Source organism: Agrobacterium vitis (genome assembly GCF_014926405.1).
Taxonomy (GTDB): Bacteria; Pseudomonadota; Alphaproteobacteria; order Rhizobiales; family Rhizobiaceae; genus Allorhizobium; species Allorhizobium vitis_H.
The window spans coordinates 3,698,220-3,717,466 of the sequence record NZ_JACXXJ020000005.1; the positions used below are offsets into that span (position 1 = coordinate 3,698,220).

Annotated in this window: 18 protein-coding genes; 11 read left to right on the forward strand and 7 right to left on the reverse strand. The window is 56.0% G+C overall.

Annotated elements, in window-relative coordinates; translation table 11 throughout:
• Positions 1-41: 41 nt before the first annotated feature.
• Positions 42-317, reverse strand: a complete 276-nt coding sequence (locus tag IEI95_RS28430; RefSeq protein ID WP_012654210.1) for an exopolysaccharide production repressor protein — start codon at positions 315-317, stop codon at positions 42-44.
• Between the two features lie 786 nt (positions 318-1,103).
• Here IEI95_RS28430 and IEI95_RS28435 point away from each other — a divergent pair.
• From IEI95_RS28435 to IEI95_RS28460, 6 genes are all read left to right on the forward strand, one after another.
• A complete protein-coding gene (locus IEI95_RS28435; RefSeq protein WP_012654211.1) occupies positions 1,104-1,781 on the forward strand; it encodes a sugar transferase in 678 nt (225 codons plus the stop codon).
• Positions 1,782-1,877: 96 nt separating this feature from the next.
• Positions 1,878-3,158 (forward strand): polysaccharide biosynthesis/export family protein, encoded by a 1,281-nt coding sequence (locus IEI95_RS28440; RefSeq protein ID WP_071203327.1) that lies wholly within the window; start codon positions 1,878-1,880, stop codon positions 3,156-3,158.
• Positions 3,159-3,164: 6 nt separating this feature from the next.
• A complete protein-coding gene (locus IEI95_RS28445; protein ID WP_071584720.1) occupies positions 3,165-4,442 on the forward strand; it encodes an O-antigen ligase family protein in 1,278 nt (425 codons plus the stop codon).
• A 296-nt stretch (positions 4,443-4,738) separates the two neighbouring features.
• Positions 4,739-4,903 carry a hypothetical protein gene (locus IEI95_RS28450; protein WP_156535710.1) on the forward strand — a complete coding sequence of 55 codons (165 nt, stop codon included), beginning with the start codon at positions 4,739-4,741 and terminating at the stop codon, positions 4,901-4,903.
• A gap of 152 nt (positions 4,904-5,055) precedes the next feature.
• Positions 5,056-5,325, forward strand: coding sequence for a DUF1488 family protein (locus IEI95_RS28455; RefSeq protein ID WP_041698993.1), 270 nt, complete (start codon positions 5,056-5,058; stop codon positions 5,323-5,325).
• An 80-nt stretch (positions 5,326-5,405) separates the two neighbouring features.
• A complete protein-coding gene (locus IEI95_RS28460; protein ID WP_156535711.1) occupies positions 5,406-5,633 on the forward strand; it encodes a hypothetical protein in 228 nt (75 codons plus the stop codon).
• 54 nt (positions 5,634-5,687) lie between these two features.
• Here IEI95_RS28460 and IEI95_RS28465 read toward each other — a convergent pair whose 3' ends face one another.
• Together IEI95_RS28465 and IEI95_RS28470 are read right to left on the reverse strand one after the other, a co-directional pair.
• The gene (locus IEI95_RS28465; RefSeq protein WP_156535712.1) at positions 5,688-6,335 is read right to left on the reverse strand and encodes an alpha/beta hydrolase; all 648 of its coding nucleotides are present in this window, start codon (positions 6,333-6,335) and stop codon (positions 5,688-5,690) included.
• A 135-nt stretch (positions 6,336-6,470) separates the two neighbouring features.
• On the reverse strand, positions 6,471-7,424 hold the full coding sequence (locus tag IEI95_RS28470; protein ID WP_156535713.1) for a ring-cleaving dioxygenase: 954 nt from the start codon (positions 7,422-7,424) through the stop codon (positions 6,471-6,473).
• Positions 7,425-7,676: 252 nt separating this feature from the next.
• Between IEI95_RS28470 and IEI95_RS28475 the strand changes: the two genes are divergently transcribed.
• Positions 7,677-8,615 carry a LysR family transcriptional regulator gene (locus IEI95_RS28475; protein ID WP_156535714.1) on the forward strand — a complete coding sequence of 313 codons (939 nt, stop codon included), beginning with the start codon at positions 7,677-7,679 and terminating at the stop codon, positions 8,613-8,615.
• 269 nt (positions 8,616-8,884) lie between these two features.
• Complete coding sequence (locus tag IEI95_RS28480) at positions 8,885-10,051, forward strand: polysaccharide biosynthesis/export family protein (RefSeq protein WP_180573742.1); 1,167 nt, start codon at positions 8,885-8,887, stop codon at positions 10,049-10,051.
• An 81-nt stretch (positions 10,052-10,132) separates the two neighbouring features.
• Here the strand turns inward: IEI95_RS28480 and IEI95_RS28485 are convergent, their stop codons facing one another.
• On the reverse strand, positions 10,133-10,864 hold the full coding sequence (locus IEI95_RS28485) for a TetR/AcrR family transcriptional regulator (protein WP_156535716.1): 732 nt from the start codon (positions 10,862-10,864) through the stop codon (positions 10,133-10,135).
• A gap of 99 nt (positions 10,865-10,963) precedes the next feature.
• Here IEI95_RS28485 and IEI95_RS28490 point away from each other — a divergent pair, with 99 nt between their 5' ends.
• The 3 genes from IEI95_RS28490 to IEI95_RS28500 all read left to right on the forward strand — a co-directional run bounded on the left by IEI95_RS28490 (position 10,964) and on the right by IEI95_RS28500 (position 16,131).
• Positions 10,964-12,430, forward strand: a complete 1,467-nt coding sequence (locus IEI95_RS28490; protein WP_156535717.1) for a carotenoid oxygenase family protein — start codon at positions 10,964-10,966, stop codon at positions 12,428-12,430.
• 325 nt (positions 12,431-12,755) lie between these two features.
• Complete coding sequence (locus IEI95_RS28495) at positions 12,756-14,627, forward strand: FUSC family protein (protein ID WP_156535718.1); 1,872 nt, start codon at positions 12,756-12,758, stop codon at positions 14,625-14,627.
• A 22-nt stretch (positions 14,628-14,649) separates the two neighbouring features.
• Positions 14,650-16,131 carry an aldehyde dehydrogenase family protein gene (locus IEI95_RS28500; RefSeq protein WP_156538594.1) on the forward strand — a complete coding sequence of 494 codons (1,482 nt, stop codon included), beginning with the start codon at positions 14,650-14,652 and terminating at the stop codon, positions 16,129-16,131.
• Between the two features lie 91 nt (positions 16,132-16,222).
• Here the strand turns inward: IEI95_RS28500 and IEI95_RS28505 are convergent, their stop codons facing one another.
• The 3 genes from IEI95_RS28505 to hutU all read right to left on the reverse strand — a co-directional run bounded on the left by IEI95_RS28505 (position 16,223) and on the right by hutU (position 19,246).
• Positions 16,223-16,825, reverse strand: coding sequence for a TetR/AcrR family transcriptional regulator (locus IEI95_RS28505; RefSeq protein ID WP_194417263.1), 603 nt, complete (start codon positions 16,823-16,825; stop codon positions 16,223-16,225).
• Between the two features lie 161 nt (positions 16,826-16,986).
• Entirely contained in the window at positions 16,987-17,571 is a 585-nt protein-coding gene (locus IEI95_RS28510) for a HutD family protein (RefSeq protein WP_194417264.1), read from the reverse strand.
• A 1-nt stretch (position 17,572) separates the two neighbouring features.
• Complete coding sequence (gene hutU / locus IEI95_RS28515) at positions 17,573-19,246, reverse strand: urocanate hydratase (RefSeq protein WP_156535722.1); 1,674 nt, start codon at positions 19,244-19,246, stop codon at positions 17,573-17,575.
• Position 19,247: the final 1 nt, after the last annotated feature.

Below are 19,247 nucleotides of genomic sequence, written 5' to 3' on the forward strand. Positions count from 1 at the left end.
TTGATTTTGGCTGAAACGCGGCCAGGCGAAAAGAAGACCGGTTAGTTGTTGCGCAATGCGGTTTGACCCGTCTCGCCAAGCGCGCGGATCGCGCCATTGCTGGCTGTCGCGTCGCTGGTCCCCATCGCCTGCGTGCGGCGCTTTGATTCCTGGAAAACAAGATAAGCGACAGCACAGAAGTAACCAACCTGCAAAAGAACGGCGGCCAAAACTGTTTTAATGAGCGTGCCAGCAAGCGAGCCTGACAGGAAATAAGTCGCAACTGCAAACACCAGCAGTGCACCAATCATGCTAAAGAAGACCTTAGGCGCATGCATAATTTAGAGCCTCCCCCCGGTACATTGATCTTGAGATCATAGCCATTGCCTTCTCCTCAGAGGCAAATTGAATATAGGCACCTTGCCTCATTCTTTCAATCTTCATGTTTTTACGGGCCTTTGGCTGCGATCTTGTCATTATGATAGAGCAAATGGCTTGCAGGACCGTTACAAAAATCAGTCAATTTTTCTGGCCGCTTTAGGGAATTACTAACTATTTCCTTGGCTTGCGACGGCACTTCGATAAAGGTCATTGCGTGTTGGAATAGGGAATGCATTGTCGACGGAGAGGCGGCGATCGGGCTGAAAACCTATATTTCGCCTTTCTGAATTCATTAAATCTTTACCCAATTCAATCACGAATTGTTACAATATTAGGATATTGTTTTAAACCTATATGCGTCGCACCATAATGATGCAATGCAATATCCATGTCGGGGGACATCAACCTGACCCTCTTTCCTTCATTTCACATGACGAATTTATGAAACTTCCAGGAGTCCGCATTTATATTATAAGTAAAAAACATTCCATTTGCGGGAAGGTTAAAGGATTTTCATTGCAAAATATCCAAAAATGGAAACCTAAGTGTCACAACGGGACATTAAATACTTAAAATGTAGTGCAGGAAAGACACATATTCTAATTGCTATCATTCCATCCTCTGGAAGGTTTTCTGCAAAGGGTATTGCGAAGGACAAATTATCACCACACACTAGGGATCAATGACCACGGACGCGTCCCGCCGGGACCCGACCAATCGCCCACGTAAATGGAGTTACCTCTATGAAGTCCGCGACAAGATCGGCCAGTTCGCCGTTTTTTACGACCGCCGCATCCGGTACCCAGCCGGTTGGTGGTCTTGCAAAGAGAGGGTTTGATATTTTCATCGCCACCATGGCGCTGATTATGTTCAGCCCGATGTTCTTGATGATTGCAGCCATGGTGAAGTTTACCGATGGCGGCAGTGTGTTTTACGGTCATCGCCGTATCGGACATAACGGCCAGCAATTTCATTGCATGAAGTTTCGCACCATGGTGCAGAATGGCGACAAGGTTTTGCAGGATTACCTGCGGGCCAATCCAGAAGCCTATGAAGAATGGCGTGCCACCCGTAAGCTGCAAAACGATCCCCGCGTCACGGCGATCGGTTCCGTACTGCGTAAGCTCAGCCTGGACGAGCTGCCCCAGCTGTTCAACATCATCAAGGGTGAGATGAGCATCGTCGGACCCCGGCCTGTGGTCGAGGACGAGCTGGAAATGTACGATAGTGCCGCTGCATTTTATCTGCAAACCCGCCCTGGCCTGACCGGTCTCTGGCAGGTGAGCGGTCGCAACGATGTTTCCTATGAAACGCGGGTGGCTATGGACACGCAATATGTTAAGACATGGTCGCTTGCCAGAGATGTCCTCATCATGGTCCGTACCGTTCCGGCTGTGTGCCTGTCTCGCGGCAGCTACTAAAATCTAAAGAATGTCATAAGGGCGGAGCCAGAAGGCTGCTGCCCGAAATGATGTTTAGACCAGCCGCATTTTTATTGAATACGCATAGGATTTGCCATGAAGGCTTACGGATTTGCTGGAGGATTTCGGTCATCCACGCGCATTACGACCTTGAACGTTGCAGCAATCGCGCTTTGCCTGTCCTTGGCTGTGCCGGGATTGGCATTGGCAGATGACTATCGTTTGGGTGTAATGGACAAGATCCGCGTTCGGGTGGCGGAATGGCAGACGGCTGAGGGCGCCGTGCGGGACTGGGCGGCCGTCAGTGGTGACTACTCTGTCGGCGCTGCGGGCCAGGTGTCTCTACCCTTCATTGGCGAATTGCCAGCCTCTGGTAAGACCACAGCCGACGTCGCCGACGAGATCGGCAAAAAGATGCAACAATTGTTCGGTCTCAGTGATCGACCGTCCGCATCGGTTGAAATTTCCGAGTATCGCCCCGTCTACATGGCTGGTGCAGTTCAGTCGCCTGGTGAATATCCCTATGCACCGGGTATGACTGTGTTGAAGGCGCTCAGTGTCGCAGGCGGCTTGAAGCGCGCCGATGCCGGCCAGCGTTTTGCGCGTGATTTCCTTCAGGCACAGGGGGATGGCGCCGTTTTGGTCTCCCAACGCAACCGTTTGTTGGTCCGTCGTGTGCGCGTTCTTGCGGAAATGAATGAAAAAGAGACGATAGAAATTCCCGAGGAATTGAAATCCATTCCCGACATCAACCAGCTGGTTGAGTCGGAAGCGGCCTTGATGAATTCCCAAACCGCCAAGCTCAAGGTTCAGTTGTCATCCCTTGCCGACCTTAAGACTTTGCTTGCGGCTGAAATCGAGGCTCTTGGCAAGAAGTCAGAAACCCAGACCCGTCAGTTGACGATGGTTCAGGAAGACCGCGACAAGGTCAATAGCTTGAGCGAGCAGGGCCTGGCGCTGAGTTCGCGTCGTTTGGCGGTCGAGCAGCAGGTGTCGGATTTGCAGTCGGCACTTCTGGATATCGATACCAACACGCTGAAGGCCAAGCAGGATCTGAACAAGGCCCAGCAGGACGAGACCACGACGCGCAACGATTGGGATGCACAGCTTGCCCAGGAATTGCAGGATACCGAAGCTGAGCTGGACCAGATTGCGTTGAAGCTTTCCACCAGCCGTGGCCTGATGGCCGAATCCCTGCTGCAATCTTCGGAAAGCGCCAGTGCCAAGACTGCCGATGGCGAAGCCAATGTCGCTTATTCTATCGTCCGCGAAAAGGATGGGAAGCCCACCGAAATCGCTGTCGACGAAAATACCTCGGTGACGCCCGGCGATGTGATCAAGGTTACGGTAAAGCTGTCTCAGCCAGCCATGCGGTAACGGTCGATGCGGATCGCCAAATCGCATCTGATCGACCCGGAACGCAATGGCCTCTATGCCGTCACGGCGATTGCGCTTTCCTATTTCGTTTTTGCCTATTCTGCCCGTTTCGGGCAGATTTCCATTCTGGCCTATTACGGGGTCTGGCTGCCGCTGATTGCTGTAAATTACCGGCGTGTGCTCGGCAACTATGGCCTGTATCTTCCGATTTTTGCCTTCAGCATTCTGACGATTCTATCGATCTTCTGGTCGGCGGCGCCACCGGTGACAGTCAGGGCCTCGTTGCAATATTTCTCGCATATCGTCTGTGCGTTGATTGCCATGCGTGTGGTGGGAATCCGTTCCTTTCTGAGGGGATCCATGATCGGCACAGGAATCGTGCTGGTCTATTCGCTGCTGTTCGGCTCTTATTTCCTCGATCCACTGGACGGATCCTTCAGCTTTGTGGGTGCTTTCTCGTCCAAGAACCAGCTGGGTTTCTATGCCTCCCTCGGCGTGTATTTTTCGTTCGCTGCGATCATTATCCTGAAAGAACGCAGCATATGGATGCTGCCGCCCGCTGGGCTGGCTTTGCTATCAGCTTACTGTCTGTTTGCATCTGAATCGGCCACATCGGTCATTACCGTCATGGCGGTGGTCGGTGCGTCCCTGGTCTTGAGAGCGGTTATTCTTCTGTCGCCGCGCCATCGTATTGTGCTGGTAGTGGCTGGCGTCGTGCTTGGCGGGCTTGGCGCGGCTGCGTTCGTTTATGCTGGTGGCGTCGATTTGATCCTGGGAGCGTTCGGAAAGGATTCGACCCTGACGGGGCGAACCTATCTTTGGCAGCAGGGCATAGCGGCAGCCCTGGCAAATCCGATTTTTGGCGTCGGTTACCAGGCCTATTGGGTTCAGGGCTTTTCCGAGGCGGAGCGGCTATGGGATGAGTTTTATATTCCAACCCGAGCCGGATTTCATTTTCACAATACCTTCATCGAAACCGCCGTTGAGACGGGGATTATCGGCCTCGTTCTGCTGGTTGCGATGTTGGTCGTCGCATTGATCGGCAATCTCAAACGTCTGCTTGTCAATGCCCGAGATCCAGAGGCCGGCGTGCTGTTCGGCCTCGCCATGCTGTTGGTCGAGCGGGCTTTCGTGGAAATCGATATTATCTTCGCCTATCAGATCGGCTCATTCCTGCTTTATTTCATGCTGGGCAAGCTTGTTCAGCGCCGCGCCATTCCGGTGACACGCTCAAGTGTCGTGCGGTATTATGGTGATGGAACCTCGAGCGCCCGCAATATCTAAAAAACAACGGCGCTGTAGCCGTTGTAAAAGAAGCGCTACTGCATCATATATGAATGATCGGCTGCCTTGCTTGCAGGGTTCTGTCTTTGCGCTGTGCTTTCTTTTGCAGGCGTGGATTTTAGAAGTCGCCACCCGTGTTTTGCCAAAGCACACAAGACGCCGTAACGCTTTAAAGATGCTGCATAATGGTCCTGAATCAAGTTGGATTTAGGCAATCGTGCAGCCACAGTCATAATCGACAGTCGATTTCCTGACCGTATCCCTTTGCTCAAGCCGTTCATTCGAAGGATTAAGCCATGATTCGCTTCACCACTATTACCGATGATGCCGCACCGGCAAAAACGCCAGCCGTAAAGGCCATTTCAAATGAGACCGCGCCTGAGCAGCAGCCCGAGCCGGCAAAAACCGAAAAACGGCAGAAGCGTAGCAAGCCGGCAGATGGCGGTGAAAGACTGTTGTGACGATTGGGCATGGCTACTGAAATTTGATCGCGAAGTTTCTAGGCGTTCGATTTGAGAAATGCATGCAGTCGTGGAACCTTAGGTGCCTTTTTTCACTTCAGGAATCCGATAATGACCTCTTTTCTTTGAAACATGCGAGCGAGAATAATGCGATGGCTTTAACCTTCCCGAATAGTAGCCGCAGTTTCGATGAGAAGGGACACCGCATCCGGTTTCTTGGTTACGACGGCATGTTTGAAATCCGGTTTTTCGTAGAACTTGATGCGATATCCAAGGCGATGGCCAAGGTCATTGTCGGAGAGCACGACTTCCTTGCCGCATTCGACAATCTTCGCGGGTCTATTCTGGATGTTGCGAGAAAAGCCTATGGAAAAAAAGGCGGCAACAACATGTATCTTTTGACCGCGGCGGATTTCCATTGACCGTAGAACAGCTGAACCTGACGGGGGTCCAATGTCTTCTGCTAACGGCTACGTCAAACTCTAAGCAAAGGGATTTTACATTGACTGATCAAGATGAGGATCTGGTTGAGCGCCGCGCTGTTCGTGCCCAGGAAAAACTGGTGAAGCAGCAGGAAGGGCAGCAGGCGATGGATGAACATCTCGCTGCCCTCGAGCGGCAGAAGGAAAAGACCTTGCGGCTGCGCGAATTAAGGCATGCCTTGGAGGCAGAAAAAATGCAGACAGCCGTCAAGGCAAAGCCCGCAACCAAACGCGCCAGTCAGCTGTAAACGACTTTGGACGGAGAGGCCGTATTTCACCCATAGCCCAAAACACCTGGCATATCAGGTGCTAGCTGCCGGGGCGAAATTCGTGTCGAGGAACTGCTTGCTGATCGATAGATCGAGTTGTGTAAGATTATGCCCCGACGGCAGGATTTCGTGGTTGACCGTATGGCCCACAGCTTGAAGCGAGCCGACCAATCGTTCTGCATTGTCTGCGGGAACGATTGGATCCATCGCTCCAGATAGGATGAGAACTGGCACGCCATCGGCAGTGTCATGCACCACCGGCGGCGATTGAAGCGGGGCCATGGCCCGCAACAGAACGGCACCGGCTAAGGTCTGGCGATGCAGCAACAGCAGAGCCACGGCAATATTGGCGCCATTGGAGAAACCGACGGCGACAGGGGCTGCCAGGTTATGAGCCGCACGGGCCTCCTTTATGAAGCCGGCCAGATCCGCTGCCCGCACCCGCAGGTCATCTTCATCGAACACACCTTCCGCCAACCGTCTGAAGAAGCGTGGCATGCCGTGTTCCAGGACTTGTCCACGGGGTGATAGGAGAGCCGCACCCGGTGAAAGGGCAGCGCCAAGCGACAAGAGATCATTTTCGTTGCCGCCTGTTCCATGCAGCAAAAGCAAGGGCGAAAGGTTTGGCACCGTTGCCGGAACAAACTGATGGACAAACGACGAGATGGGGGAATGGGTCATGTCGGATCTCTCCTGTGCTGCCTACTGCAAAATAAGGAACTTGGCCTCGACGAAATTATGCAGCAAAGCCAGCGCGTTGCGACATTGTTTTTGGCGGCGCGTTTCGCAAGCGCGCCGCATTTTGTAGCATTCTGACTAAGCCTGCTTGGTCTCGCCAAGGGGGCTGATATCCGGCAACATGCCCTCAATCCGGCCCCGGAAGCCTTCAAGGCCCTTGGGCAGCTTCAAGGCCTGACCCAGGCTTTCTGCCGGTTCATCGACGGCAAAGCCGGGGTCGAGCGTGGCGATTTCGAACAACACGCCACCAGGAGAACGGAAATAGATCGAGCGGAAATAGTCCCGGTCTTTCTGTTCCGTTGTCTGCAAGCGGTGATTCTTGCGCAGTTTTTCGGCCATTTCCGCCTGTTCGGCATCGTCTTTTGCTCTGAAGGCAACGTGATGGACCGAGCCGGCACCTGGCCGGGCGGGCAGAAATTCACCGGCTTCGCGCAGATCCACTACCCCACCGATCTCCGTGCCAGGCACATGATACCGGGTGACATAGCCTTCCTTGGCCTGCTGCTCAAAGCCGAACACATCGGTCAGGACAGCAGCCGTTGCGTCAATCTTGTCCAGCAGCAGCGTCACCCCGTGAAATCCCCGCAGCGCGTGCTCCGCAGGAATGCCCGGCGCAGCCCAGGCTGCTTCGTGTTCGATGTCTTCAACGCCGACCAGGGCAAGTCGCATCCCATCTGGATCCTTGAAGGGCAGGACTGTCTGGCCAAAGCGCTGTTCGAGCTTTTCATGCACGACGCCCTGTTCGATAAAACGGTGCGTCCAGAACCCCAGGGAGGATTTGGGAACCCGGTAACCGGTTTCCTGGGTTTCACCGATGCCGAGGCGGCCCGGTGCGGCGTGTTCCCAGGGGAAGAAGGTCATGATCGTGCCCGGATTGCCTGCCTCATCGCCGAAATAGAAGTGATAGGTGCCGGGATCGTCGAAATTTACTGTCTTCTTGACGAAGCGCTGGCCGAGAACTCGGGTGTAGAAATCGAGATTGCGGCGCGCTGGGCCAGCAATAGCTGTGACGTGATGAATGCCGTGTGCCATGTGAACTCTCCTTTGCTTGGTCAGCATTGAGCCGGGCGGCTTGGATTGCCGCGTTTCGGTTCTCTGGGCCGTGAAAGCGGGTGCAGGATTGGACTTCGGTTCCCGATGTCGGCAATGATGCGGCGCTTTCGATGACCAAGAGATAGGCGCTTGGCGTTCGGATTGCAGCTGGTTTTGCTTGCATTCATGCAAACTTGACTTTGCGCTGTAAGAAACCAGAATGCATTCTGGAAATAAACGCGGAGGCTTATCATGCGGGCAGCAAAATCCTTGGCCTGGGACGATCTGCGGCTCGTCAAGGCTATCGCCCAGGCATTGGGCATGGCTGGGGCAGCTGCGGCGCTGGGGATTGATCATTCCACGGTTTTCCGCAGGCTGGGCGCCCTGGAAGAGGCGCTGGGTGTGCCGCTGTTTGAGCGCAGGCGCTCCGGCTACGCACTGACGCCGACCGGGGAAGAAGCGGTGCGCACTGCCGAGCGGATCGAGGCGGAGGTCGCCCAGCTGGAACGCCGCCTGCAAGGCCGGGAGATTGCGCCGGCAGGTGAAATCCGGGTGACAACGGCAGACAGTCTGCTGGTCTATTTGCTGACGCCCTTGTTTGCCCGGTTCCAGCAGGTCTATCCGGACATTCAGCTGGATGTGGTGATCGGCAATAATGCTTTGAACCTTTCGCGGCGGGATGCGGATATTGCCATTCGTGCCACGGACAATCCGCCGGACACGCTTGTCGGGCGGCGCATCGGCCTGATCGCCTGGGCACTCTATGGTCGCGGCCAGGATTTTGCCGCCGCATCCGCCCCTACGCCGGCAGAACTCAATACCGCCAATTGGGTTTGCCTAGGTGAAGACATGGCGGGGTTGAAAGTGGTCAAGGCGGCCAAGCAGCAGCTGGCGCCAAAACAGCTGCGCTACCGCGCCAATTCTGTGCTGGCATTGGCCGACGCGGTTGAGGCAGGCATCGGCATCGGCCATATTCCCTGTTTCATCGGCGACGTACGCCCCGCCCTGGTTCGGCTTTCGCCGACCATTGCCGATTATTCCGCCAGCCTTTGGCTGTTGACTCATCAGGACCTGCGGCATTCGCCCCGTATTCGTGTGTTCATGGATTTCATTGCCGCTCAGTTGATCCCGCTGCGGCCTTTGATCGAGGGGGAACTGCCGGGCCGTTCCGACACTTTCCAACAGCGTTGATGTCGCTGGGGTCGCTGCGCGGCCAGGATCAGGCCGGGGAAAGTTTACCTTGCTATGCCGTCTGCGTCTTTACGGAACAATCTTTGTCATGCATTTCCTGTTGAAAGCCGATGGGTGAGAATTCGTTAAGATTGTTTGAATAGTGTCAGCGTAGAGAGGGTATCTTGAAACGACCGTAGAAGGTCGCTAGTAGTTTGTTGCGCCCACCGTCTGCGATGGCAGTCGCACTGTGGAAGCGCCAAGGAGTTGTGCGAGTGGAGAGTTACCCGTTGAAAAAGGTTGTCGCAGTTTTTGTTACTGCGGGTCTTGCAGCATGCGATACTCTACCGGCCTCAGGGCCGCTTTCCTCGCAGATCGAGAGCCAGGCAGGTAAGTCAAGGCAGGAGCTAAACAGGCCCAATGCATCGGTTTTCGATGTTGTGGATGTCGATCAGAGGACGGCCCGTACAGTTTCCGGTTTTTCCAATTCTATGTTCAGCCGCCGTTTTGGCATAGGCGGACGAGCTGGTCGCGTGGTCATCGGCATTGGCGATCAGTTGAAGATCAGCATTTTCGAAGCGGGATCGGACGGGCTATTTTCGACGAGCCAGTCCAAGCAGACAACCATCGATGTGGTGATCCAGCCGGACGGAACCGGCACCATTCCTTATGTCGGACAAATCGTTCTTGCCGGCAAGACCCAGGAAGAAGCACGCAAGGCTATTCTGGCCAAACTGGTCAATAAAGCGGTTGAGCCTGATGTCCTTGTCACGGCAGCGGGCACCGCCTCGCGTTCCGTCACGGTTTCCGGCTCCGTCGGCAAGCCTTCGAATGTGGAGCTGACGCTGGCCGGAGACAAGCTCACCGAGGTGATCGCACGGGCTGGCGGGGCTTCCAGCGAACCCTACGAATCCTACGTAACCCTGGTACGCGGCACCAAATCCGCCAGCGTGCTTTTGAAGTCGCTGATCGAAAATCCGCGTGAAAACATTTATGTCGAGCCGCGCGACCAGATCTATGTCACCCACGATCCGCGCACCTTCACCATTCTGGGTGAAGTCGAGAAGAATGGGCGTGTACCCTTCGGCGCCAATGATCTGAACCTCCTTGAAGCCATTGCGCTTGGCGGCGGCGGTTCCGACAGCAAGGTGGATGCGGAAGGCTATTTCGTGTTTCGTTATGAGGAGCCGGAAATCGTCATGGATATTCTGGGTGCCAAGCGGTTCCACGAATTGCAGTCCAAGGGCATGGTGGCGAGCAAGGATGGCCGATACCCGATCGTCTACCGGTTCAACATGCGTTCACCCGATAGCCTGATTGTCGGCCAGAGTTTCCCGATCAAGAGCCGCGATGTCATCTATGCGTCGCGTCATCCAACGGTCGATTTCACGAAATTCATGCAATTGATCGCAACCCCGGTCGGCACAGCCTCTGGCGTTCGCAGTTTGACGGATTGATTTTGAGGGGAGTTATATCAGGAGTCATTGAAAATGACGCCTGATATTCCCCCTGAAAACAAGTCAAGTGCATGATATGGCTCATAATCTATAGGGTTGCTCGTGGTGAGCTTTTTCGGATAACGGATCATCCTCCGGTGCCGGTTTCCTGCGTGTCACACCGGTGGTCGATGGCTGTTTTGCCGGTGCTTTCGGTCGCCGCCGGGATTTTGTCGGTCCATACCTCGTGCACATAATATCGACCGTGGCTGCGACATTGGCCTCCATGTCGCCTTCGCTCGGAATACCGGCTACACCAAGCAGCACAGGTTCATAAAGACCGGCCTCGCACAGCGCCTTGAATTCCTGTGCGGCCTGCGCGCTATCGGGTGGCACAAGTTTACCTGATATTTTCATTGTTTCGAAAATCTGTATGAAGCGGTCCAGCACCCGGCGCGGACCGATGTCGAAGTAAATCGCGCTGAGATCGGTGGCCCTGCCTGCTTCCGATACCACCAGACGGGTGATTGCGATGATCTTGGGGCGTAGCAGTAGCCTCAGATAGTTCATTCCGAGCGCCTTCAGCGTATTTGCCGCATCCTGCTCCTTGTCGATGGCGTCCATCAAAGGGGCAAAGGCATCTTCACCCACTTGGACGACAAAAGCGGCAAACAGATCCGCCTTGCTGGGGAAGTAGCCGTAGAGCGTTCCCTTGGATCCGCCGACTTCTGCTGCCACCGCCGCCATCGATACCTGGGCATAGCCGTGGCGAAGAAACATCGACCCGGCGATGTCGACAATGGCCTGGCGCTTGGCCTGGGTTCTGACACGCATGGCGCCTCCTGAAATCGTACTGGGATGTACGTTTATAACTTGACGTCTGTCACATGGCTGTATATGTACAATATCGTACGGTTATGAAAGGTCAATCCGATGACAGTCCCATTTCCAAATAAGCCTGAATTTACTGGATCGCTCTATAAGCCGGCCCGTTTTGAAGGCCAGGTTTATGATCTCGAAGTGGAGGGCAAGGTGCCCGAGGAGATCGACGGCACGTTCTTTCAGGTTGCTCCCGACCCGCAATATCCCCCAATGCTTGGAGAGGACATTTTCTTCAATGGCGATGGCGCTGTCAGCGCCTTCCGGTTCAAGAACGGCCATGTGGATTTTCAGCGTCGTTACGTGATGACCGAGCGATTGAAGGCTCAGCGCGACGCCCGCGCCTCCCTGCATGGGATCTATCGCAATCCCTTTACCAATGATCCGAGCGTCAAGGATATTTCCAACTCCACCGCCAATACCAATGTCGTTGTTCACAATGGCAAGCTGCTGGCGCTGAAGGAGGATAGCCCACCTTATGCCCTCGACCCGATCACGCTTGAAACCATCGGTCTTTATGATTTCGATGGTCAGTTGACCAGCGCGACCTTCACGGCCCATCCGAAATTCGACCCTGAAACCGGCGATCTGCTGTGTTTCGGCTACGAGGCTAAAGGCGAGGCGACCCCCGACATCGTCTATTACGAGATCGACAAGCATGGCCGGATGAAGCGTGAAGTGTGGATCACGGCACCTTATGCCGCAATGATCCATGATTTCGCGGTCACGGAGCATTTCGTGATTTTCCCGCTGATGCCGTTGACGGCGGATCTGGAGCGGATGAAGCAGGGCGGCAAGCACTTCCAGTGGCAGCCGGGTCTGGATCAGCTGTTCGGCATTCTGCGCCGGGATGGCGACGGACGTGATGTTCGTTGGTTCAAGGCGCCTAACGGTTTCCAGGGCCACACGCTGAACGCCTTCGATGACGGCGGCAGGATCTTTGTCGATATGCCCGTGACATCAGGCAATATCTTCTATTTCTTCCCGCAATCGGATGGCACAGTGCCGCCGCCGGAAACCCTGTCGTCACAGATGATGCGCTGGACTTTCGACATGCGGTCGAACGGCAACAATATCGAAGTGAAGCCGCTCACCAGTTTCGCTTGTGAGTTTCCCCGCAGCGACGACCGCTATTGCGGCCGGCAATATCGCCATGGCTTTGTGATCGCCATGGATCCAACCAAGCCGTTTGACGAAGCCCGGATCGGCCCGCGTCCGTTTCAGTTCTTCAACCAGCTGGCGCATCTGGATATTGCAACCGGTAAAACCCAGCTCTGGTTTGCCGATGACCAGTCCTGTTTCCAGGAGCCGATCTTCGTGCCACGCCGGCCGGATGCGCCGGAAGGCGATGGCTATGTGATCGGTCTGGTCAATCGATTGGCGGAGCGCGCCACGGATCTCCTCGTGCTGGATGCGCAACATCTGTCCGACGGTCCGATTGCGACCATCAAGCTGCCGATGCGTCTACGCATGTCGCTGCACGGCAATTGGGTGCCGGGCGATCAGCTGAAGGCGGGTTGACATAGCCTGAAGGACGGCATTGGGCTGGAAGCCGGGAACGATTTTCAGCCCAATGCGATAAAACCAAGACTTAGAGCATCGGGCCGATCCCGATTTTCTGCACCGTTTTCTACAGTGGCATGCATTTCGTCAAGTGCATGTAAGTTACTGTAATAGTTCAAATTTTCGACATAATTTCGCATTGGATCGAGTTCAATCTAAGGAATTATGCGGTAAGGATATGGGATATTCGAAAGAGTATACGAATTGTCATATTTCATGACTTTCCGACTAGACATCAATCCGATACCGGACCCCGTTGCCGCCCTTGAAGAGAACCGACCGCATGTCTCCAGCAACAAAAAACACCACACGTGGCGATGTGAACCGGTGGCGGCGTCGATTTGTTTTCTTAAAAGGCCCCAGCGTCAGCTTTGCCTTGCGCACCACCATTGCCGCTATTCTTGCCATGGCATTGGCCACATTGCTGCAAATTCATCATCCCTACTGGGCGGCAATGACTGTGTGGCTGGTCGCTCAGCCCACCCGTGGCCTGGTGGTCGAGCGGGGGCTGGCGCGTCTGGTTGGCACTATCATCGGGGCACTTGTCGGTTTTCTAATGCTTTGGCAATTGAGCGCTGCGCCCGGGCTGCAGCTGTCGGTGCTGATTTGCTGGGTTGCGCTGTGTGCCGCGGCTGGGTCGTTCTTTCGCCACTTCCGCTCCTATGGGCTTTTATTGGCCGGCTATACCGCTGCCGTCGTTACTATGTCGGGTCTGATCGAGCCCCAGCTTGGCCATGAACTTGCCTGGTCACGGATCGCCTGTACCCTGATCGGCGTGGTGGCTTCGCTTGTCGCCACGGTGCTTTTCGCGCCGGGGGCGACCAAGGACATGGTTCATACCCGCTCGCTGGCACTTCTGCGTCAGGCTCTGTCGCTTTCGGCGACCTTGCTGAAAACCCGTGAGGAGACTGTGGGTGAACCCGTGCAACAGTTCTTCTCTGCGGTGGTCCAAATGGACGCCGATCTCGATACATTGGCCGCGGGCTCGCTCACAGGGCACCAGCGCGCCCGGTTCGCCCGTCACATTGCCGCCGCCTCGACCATTCTTGTCACTGAAGCGATGACTGCCCGCCAACTCGAGGAACCGCAGGTGAGGGCGGAAAAGACCGCCGACACATTGGCCGTCGTCGATCAGGCGCTTGGGCGTGGTGATATCGAGGCTGCCCACGCTGCCGTCACGGCAATTGGCGACCATGCCCCGCAATTGTCCGCAGCCGTGACCGCTGCGATCAATTATTTGGGTGAGCTTTCCGCTGTCCAGCCGGTCAATCGCCTGCTGGACCTCAATGCCTTGCGTATCTCGGACAAAAGGGCGGCAGCAATTGCCTTTTGCCGGACTTTTCTTGCGCTCAGCGCCGTGGCCCTGGTCTGGAAGCTTACCGGCTGGTCACTGGGTCCGGTCATGCTCATGACGGCTGCCGTATTCGTGACGCTGTTTTCAAGCCATGAAGCCCCTCAGCTCGCGGTTGGTGAGGCATTGAAGGGGACGCTGTGCGGCGCAACGCTTGGCATGTTCTCGCGGATCTTTCTGCTGCCGCATGCGGAAAATTCGCTGGACATGCTGTTGATGGTGGCGCCCTTCCTGGCAGTGGGCGCCTATGCCATGTCGCGTCCGAAAACCGCCAAAGCGGCCATCGATGGCAACATGTCCTTTCTGCTCGCCGCCCAGCCGGTTTTTCCGGTGGCGGTATCGCCTTGGCTTTCGGTGGAGCAGACCTTGGCGATGGTGGCGGGCGTGGCGGCGGCGGCACTCGCCTTCCGGTTTGTTTTTCCGGTCAATCATCGGCTGGTGCTGACAGTGCTGCGCAACCGTTTGACGGAGGATCTTGAGGTCACGGCCCGGCTTGCAAGCCATGAACAGGTGCTGCAACGCCGCTTCAGAATGATCCAGCGCATCCTGCGTATGGGAAGTCTGCGGCTCGTTGCGCCTTCAGAAACCAGCCGGGACGTGTTTCTGCTTCTCTGCCTTGTGACCATGCTGGGCCGTCTTCTGGACCGGCGTGGGCGTGATGACATCGCCTCGCTCGACAGGCGCTATGTCGATTTTGCACTCGAAGCACTGAAAGCCGCTCCTGAAAACTGGGAGCACCATCATTCGGTCTTCTTGACCCTGCTGAAACGGGATCCGGTCCTGGTTCCCCATACATCTCTCTGAATTTCAATTGTGGAGAAAATCAATGAACGCGATCAACCGGTCGGGACCCTATGGCGCTTACAGCGGCCAGTATATTGGCGGCACCTGGCGTCCTGGCACCACAGGGGATGTCCTTAATGTCAACAATCCCTATTCCGGGGAAAAAATTGCCGAAATCGCGCTGGCCTCGGTGGAGGATCTCGATGCGGCCTATCTGGCCGCCGAAGCGGCGCAGCGCGATTGGGCGGAGAGGCCCGCCAGCGTAAAGCGCGATGTCTTTCTGCGCGCCGCGCAAATCGTCGATCAACGGCATGCTGAAATCGTCGATATGATCATCGCCGAATCCGGCAGCACGCGCATCAAGGCCGAGATTGAATGGGCTTCGGTGCGCGATATGATGCTGGAGGTGTCCGGCATGCCGTCGCGCGTCCAGGGCCGGATTATTCCCAGCGAAGTGCCTGGCAAGGACGTGCGGGTGCATCGCGCTCCTCTCGGGGTCATCGGGGTTATCAGCCCCTGGAACATGCCAATGCATCTGTCGCATCGTTCGATCGCGCCGGCGCTGGCGCTTGGCAATGCGGTGGTTGTCAAGCCGGCGGAAGAGACCCCGATCAGCGGCGGGTTGATGATTGCCAAGATTTATGAAGAGGCTGGCCTGCCGGGCGGCCTTCTGAATGTGGTCGTCGGCCTTGCCGGGGTGATCGGCGACATGTTCACGCTGCATCCCGTGCCGAAGTTCATTTCCTTTACCGGATCGGCACGCGTCGGTCGTCATATCGGGCAGCTTGCCATGCAGGGCTCAACCTTGAAACGGGTGGGGCTTGAACTTGGCGGTAATGCGCCTTGCGTTGTGCTTGATGATGCGGATCTCGATCTGGCCGTCCGGGGCGCGCTCTTTGGCCGTTTCCTGCACCAGGGCCAGATCTGTATGAGCACCAACCGGATCATCGTTGATGCCTCGATCTATGACGAGTTTGTCACTCGCTTCATTGAGCGTGCCTCCAAGCTTACCTATGGCGATCCCAGTCTGATCGGCACCAATATCGGTCCGATCATCAGCAAGCGCCAGCTTGACGGTATCCTGGCAAAAATTAATGAAGCCAAGGCCTCTGGCCTTCATCTGGCGTTGGGTGGTGAACCGCAAGGCCTGGTCCTGCCGCCGCATGTGTTTATTGATGTCGATAACAATTCGACGCTGGCCCAAAGTGAACTGTTTGGCCCCGTTGTTCCGATCATCAAGGCTCATGGTGAGGAGGACGCGCTGAAACTCGCCAACCAGACCGAATTCGGCCTCTCCAGTGCGGTTTTCACACGCGATGAAGGGCGTGGCCTGCGGTTTGCCAAGCGCATCCATGCCGGCATGACCCATATCAATGATATATCCGTTGCCGATAGCCCCAATGCTATGTTCGGGGGTGAAAAAAATAGCGGTATCGGGCGGTTCAACAGCGATTGGGTCATCGCGGAATTCACCTGCGATCACCTGATCACCACCCAAAGCATTCCCCTGCAATATCCCTTCTGACCGAAGGCGCTTCGTTTATCGCACGGACACGACAGCATCAGACGTTTCATAAAACGCATGATGCTGTCGTTAATAGCCGTAGGCCAGCATTTCAGCGGCCATAAAGCGTCAGGATGGTGGTGGATGCATTTTTCGCTGCGGTCTCGATTTGCGCGTCATTCGGACGATCAATCAGGCCCCAGAGGCAGTGTTCATAAAGACCCGCTTCGGCCACTGCCTTGAACTGTAAGGCCGCCATTGCGATATCTGGGATGGCAAGCGCCTGGCGTTCGACCAGATGCTCCAGCTTTTTTTCGATCTGGTCCAGCGTGGCCCGGGGTCCATTCTGATAGAAGATCCTGCCAAGCTCTTGAAAACGTGGCGCCTCGGCAATCACCAGCCGGTTGATGGCGAGAACCTCCGGCGAAAGCAGCAGCCGCAGGTAGGCGCGCGCATAGGCCGTCAGCGATTTTTCCACGGTGTCGCCAGCCTGATTGCTATCGGCCAAAGCTGCAAAGGGTTCGCGCCCCGCTTCAATCACATAGGCTTCGAACAAGGCTTCCTTGGAGGGGAAATGATTGTAAAGGGTCGATTTCGATCCGCCGACCGAGGCCGCGATCTGCGCCATATTGACGGCCCCAAATCCATGCTCCCGGAACAGATCCCCGGCAATCGTCAGGATCTGGCGTCGTTTCGTCTCGCTTTTTGTCCGCATTGGTTCTCTGGTCGGAATACATCGAAGATGCTGATGTATCCACACATTGAGGATCATCGCTATCCCTGATGCCTCATGGCTTCAAGTGTTCATTCTCCACGAGAATTATCCTAAAATTCTTGCCAGGTTAAGGTTCTATGTCGCAGAAGGAACAATCTTCTTCAGCTTTGATGTTCTGCATCCAGCGTCACGGTGAAGACATCGCACTGCGCCGTGATTGTCAGGTCCAGTGAATCTCCTGGCGAAAAGACCAGCGTATCGAAGCGGTGCAGGGAAATGGTTTGTCCATTGGCGATGATGGTGGCATCACCGTTGAAAATGGCCAATGTCGTGGTCGTGGTCCTGGTCGCCTGGCCGTGCAGCACTTCCAGATTGCCCCTTTTCATGGTGTGGCGAAAGCGGCTGCGCCGGGTCATGATATTGAGATCCACCGTTTTGCTGCCAAGATTGCGACTGGAAACGGCCCAATCGCCGGAAAAGGCGAGGGGTTCACTGCCTTGTTTGAGTGCCACATCTTGGCCGTCTGGTAGGGACAGAACCATGCCGTCACCTTCCAACAATCCAATACTGCGGTCCACGCCGGGAAAGGTCGAAAAAGGGCCGTCCGCGCCGACATGGGCAATGGACAGCCGGTAATCGAAATCCCCAAGGCCACTGTCGGGCGGAAAAATCAGGATTTCCTCTGTCATGCCCTGGCCGTTCTTCCAAGGCATGCGGCGATACTCTTCCCGGCGCAGGATCTGCATATCAATTGCCCAGAATGCCAGGCAGGCGCAGGCCTTTTTCCTTGGCGCAATCGAGTGCTATGTCATAGCCCGCATCGGCATGGCGCATGACGCCGGTGGCCGGGTCGTTCCACAACACCCGCTCCAAGCGCCGTGCTGCATCATCGGTGCCATCGGCGCAGATCACCATGCCCGAATGCTGGCTAAAGCCCATACCAACCCCGCCACCATGGTGCAGCGATACCCATGTGGCACCTGAGGCGCAGTTGAGCAGCGCGTTCAGGAGCGGCCAGTCGGAGACCGCATCCGAGCCGTCTTTCATCGCTTCGGTTTCGCGGTTGGGCGAGGCAACGGAGCCGCTGTCAAGATGGTCACGGCCAATGACAACGGGGGCTTTCAGCTCGCCACTGCGAACCATTTCGTTGAAAGCCAGACCCAGTTTATGGCGATCGCCCAGACCCACCCAGCAGATGCGGGCGGGCAGGCCCTGAAAGGCAATGCGCTCGCGGGCCATATCCAGCCAATTGTGCAGGTGCTTGTTGTCGGGCAACAATTCCTTCACTTTGGCATCGGTCTTGTAAATATCCTCTGGATCACCTGACAGGGCTGCCCAGCGGAAGGGACCAATGCCCCGGCAAAACAGCGGGCGGATATAGGCAGGCACAAAGCCGGGGAAGGCAAAGGCATTTTCCAGCCCTTCTTCCTTGGCGACTTGGCGGATATTGTTGCCATAATCCAGCGTCGGCACGCCCATGTTCCAGAAATCCACCATGGCGGCCACATGCACTTTCATCGAGGCACGAGCGGCACGCTCCACCGCTTTCGGATCGCTCTCCTGCTTGGCGCGCCACTCGGCAACGGTCCAGCCAGACGGCAGATAACCATTGATGGGGTCATGGGCCGAGGTCTGGTCGGTGACAATATCGGGACGCACGCCGCGCTTGACTAGTTCCGGGAAGATGTCGGCGGCATTGCCGATCAGGCCCACGGATTTGGCTTCGCCAGCCTTGGTCCATTGGTCAATCAAGGCCAGCGCTTCATCCAGCGTGTGGGCCTTGGCATCGACATAGCGGGTGCGAAGACGAAAATCGACACGGGTTTCATCACATTCCACCGCAAGGCAGCATGCGCCGGCCATAACGGCTGCCAGCGGCTGGGCGCCACCCATTCCGCCGAGACCGCCGGTTAATATCCACTTACCTTTGAGGTTGCCGTTATAGTGCTGGCGACCCGCTTCCACGAAGGTTTCATAGGTGCCCTGCACAATGCCTTGGGTGCCAATGTAGATCCACGAGCCTGCGGTCATCTGGCCATACATGGCCAGCCCCTTCTTATCCAGCTCGTTGAAATGGTCCCATGTGGCCCAATGGGGCACGAGGTTGGAATTGGCAATCAGCACCCGTGGCGCATCTTTATGGGTTTTGAACACACCGACTGGCTTGCCCGATTGTACAATCAGGGTCTCTTCTTCGGTGAGGGTTTTCAGCGTAGCAACAATGCGGTCAAAATCCTCCCAAGTGCGGGCGGCGCGGCCAATGCCGCCATAAACCACCAACTCATGCGGCCGCTCGGCCACGTCGGGGTCGAGATTGTTCATCAACATGCGCAAGGGAGCTTCTGTCATCCAGCTCTTGGCAGTCAACTCGGTTCCGGTTGCGGCCCGCACATCGCGGATATTGTGGCGTGGGTTGGTCATG

Excerpts from the sequence above, each read along its gene's own strand:
- IEI95_RS28430 (WP_012654210.1), bottom strand. The coding sequence starts at position 317 with ATGCATGCGCCTAAGGTCTTCTTTAGCATGATTGGTGCACTGCTGGTG.
- IEI95_RS28435 (WP_012654211.1), top strand. The coding sequence starts at position 1,104 with ATGAAGTCCGCGACAAGATCGGCCAGTTCGCCGTTTTTTACGACCGCC.
- IEI95_RS28440 (WP_071203327.1), top strand. The coding sequence starts at position 1,878 with ATGAAGGCTTACGGATTTGCTGGAGGATTTCGGTCATCCACGCGCATT.
- IEI95_RS28445 (WP_071584720.1), top strand. The coding sequence starts at position 3,165 with ATGCGGATCGCCAAATCGCATCTGATCGACCCGGAACGCAATGGCCTC.
- IEI95_RS28450 (WP_156535710.1), top strand. The coding sequence starts at position 4,739 with ATGATTCGCTTCACCACTATTACCGATGATGCCGCACCGGCAAAAACG.
- IEI95_RS28455 (WP_041698993.1), top strand. The coding sequence starts at position 5,056 with ATGGCTTTAACCTTCCCGAATAGTAGCCGCAGTTTCGATGAGAAGGGA.
- IEI95_RS28465 (WP_156535712.1), bottom strand. The coding sequence starts at position 6,335 with ATGACCCATTCCCCCATCTCGTCGTTTGTCCATCAGTTTGTTCCGGCA.
- IEI95_RS28470 (WP_156535713.1), bottom strand. The coding sequence starts at position 7,424 with ATGGCACACGGCATTCATCACGTCACAGCTATTGCTGGCCCAGCGCGC.
- IEI95_RS28475 (WP_156535714.1), top strand. The coding sequence starts at position 7,677 with ATGCGGGCAGCAAAATCCTTGGCCTGGGACGATCTGCGGCTCGTCAAG.
- IEI95_RS28485 (WP_156535716.1), bottom strand. The coding sequence starts at position 10,864 with ATGCGTGTCAGAACCCAGGCCAAGCGCCAGGCCATTGTCGACATCGCC.
- IEI95_RS28490 (WP_156535717.1), top strand. The coding sequence starts at position 10,964 with ATGACAGTCCCATTTCCAAATAAGCCTGAATTTACTGGATCGCTCTAT.
- IEI95_RS28495 (WP_156535718.1), top strand. The coding sequence starts at position 12,756 with ATGTCTCCAGCAACAAAAAACACCACACGTGGCGATGTGAACCGGTGG.
- IEI95_RS28500 (WP_156538594.1), top strand. The coding sequence starts at position 14,650 with ATGAACGCGATCAACCGGTCGGGACCCTATGGCGCTTACAGCGGCCAG.
- IEI95_RS28505 (WP_194417263.1), bottom strand. The coding sequence starts at position 16,825 with ATGCGGACAAAAAGCGAGACGAAACGACGCCAGATCCTGACGATTGCC.
- IEI95_RS28510 (WP_194417264.1), bottom strand. The coding sequence starts at position 17,571 with ATGCAGATCCTGCGCCGGGAAGAGTATCGCCGCATGCCTTGGAAGAAC.
- hutU (WP_156535722.1), bottom strand. The coding sequence starts at position 19,246 with ATGACCAACCCACGCCACAATATCCGCGATGTGCGGGCCGCAACCGGA.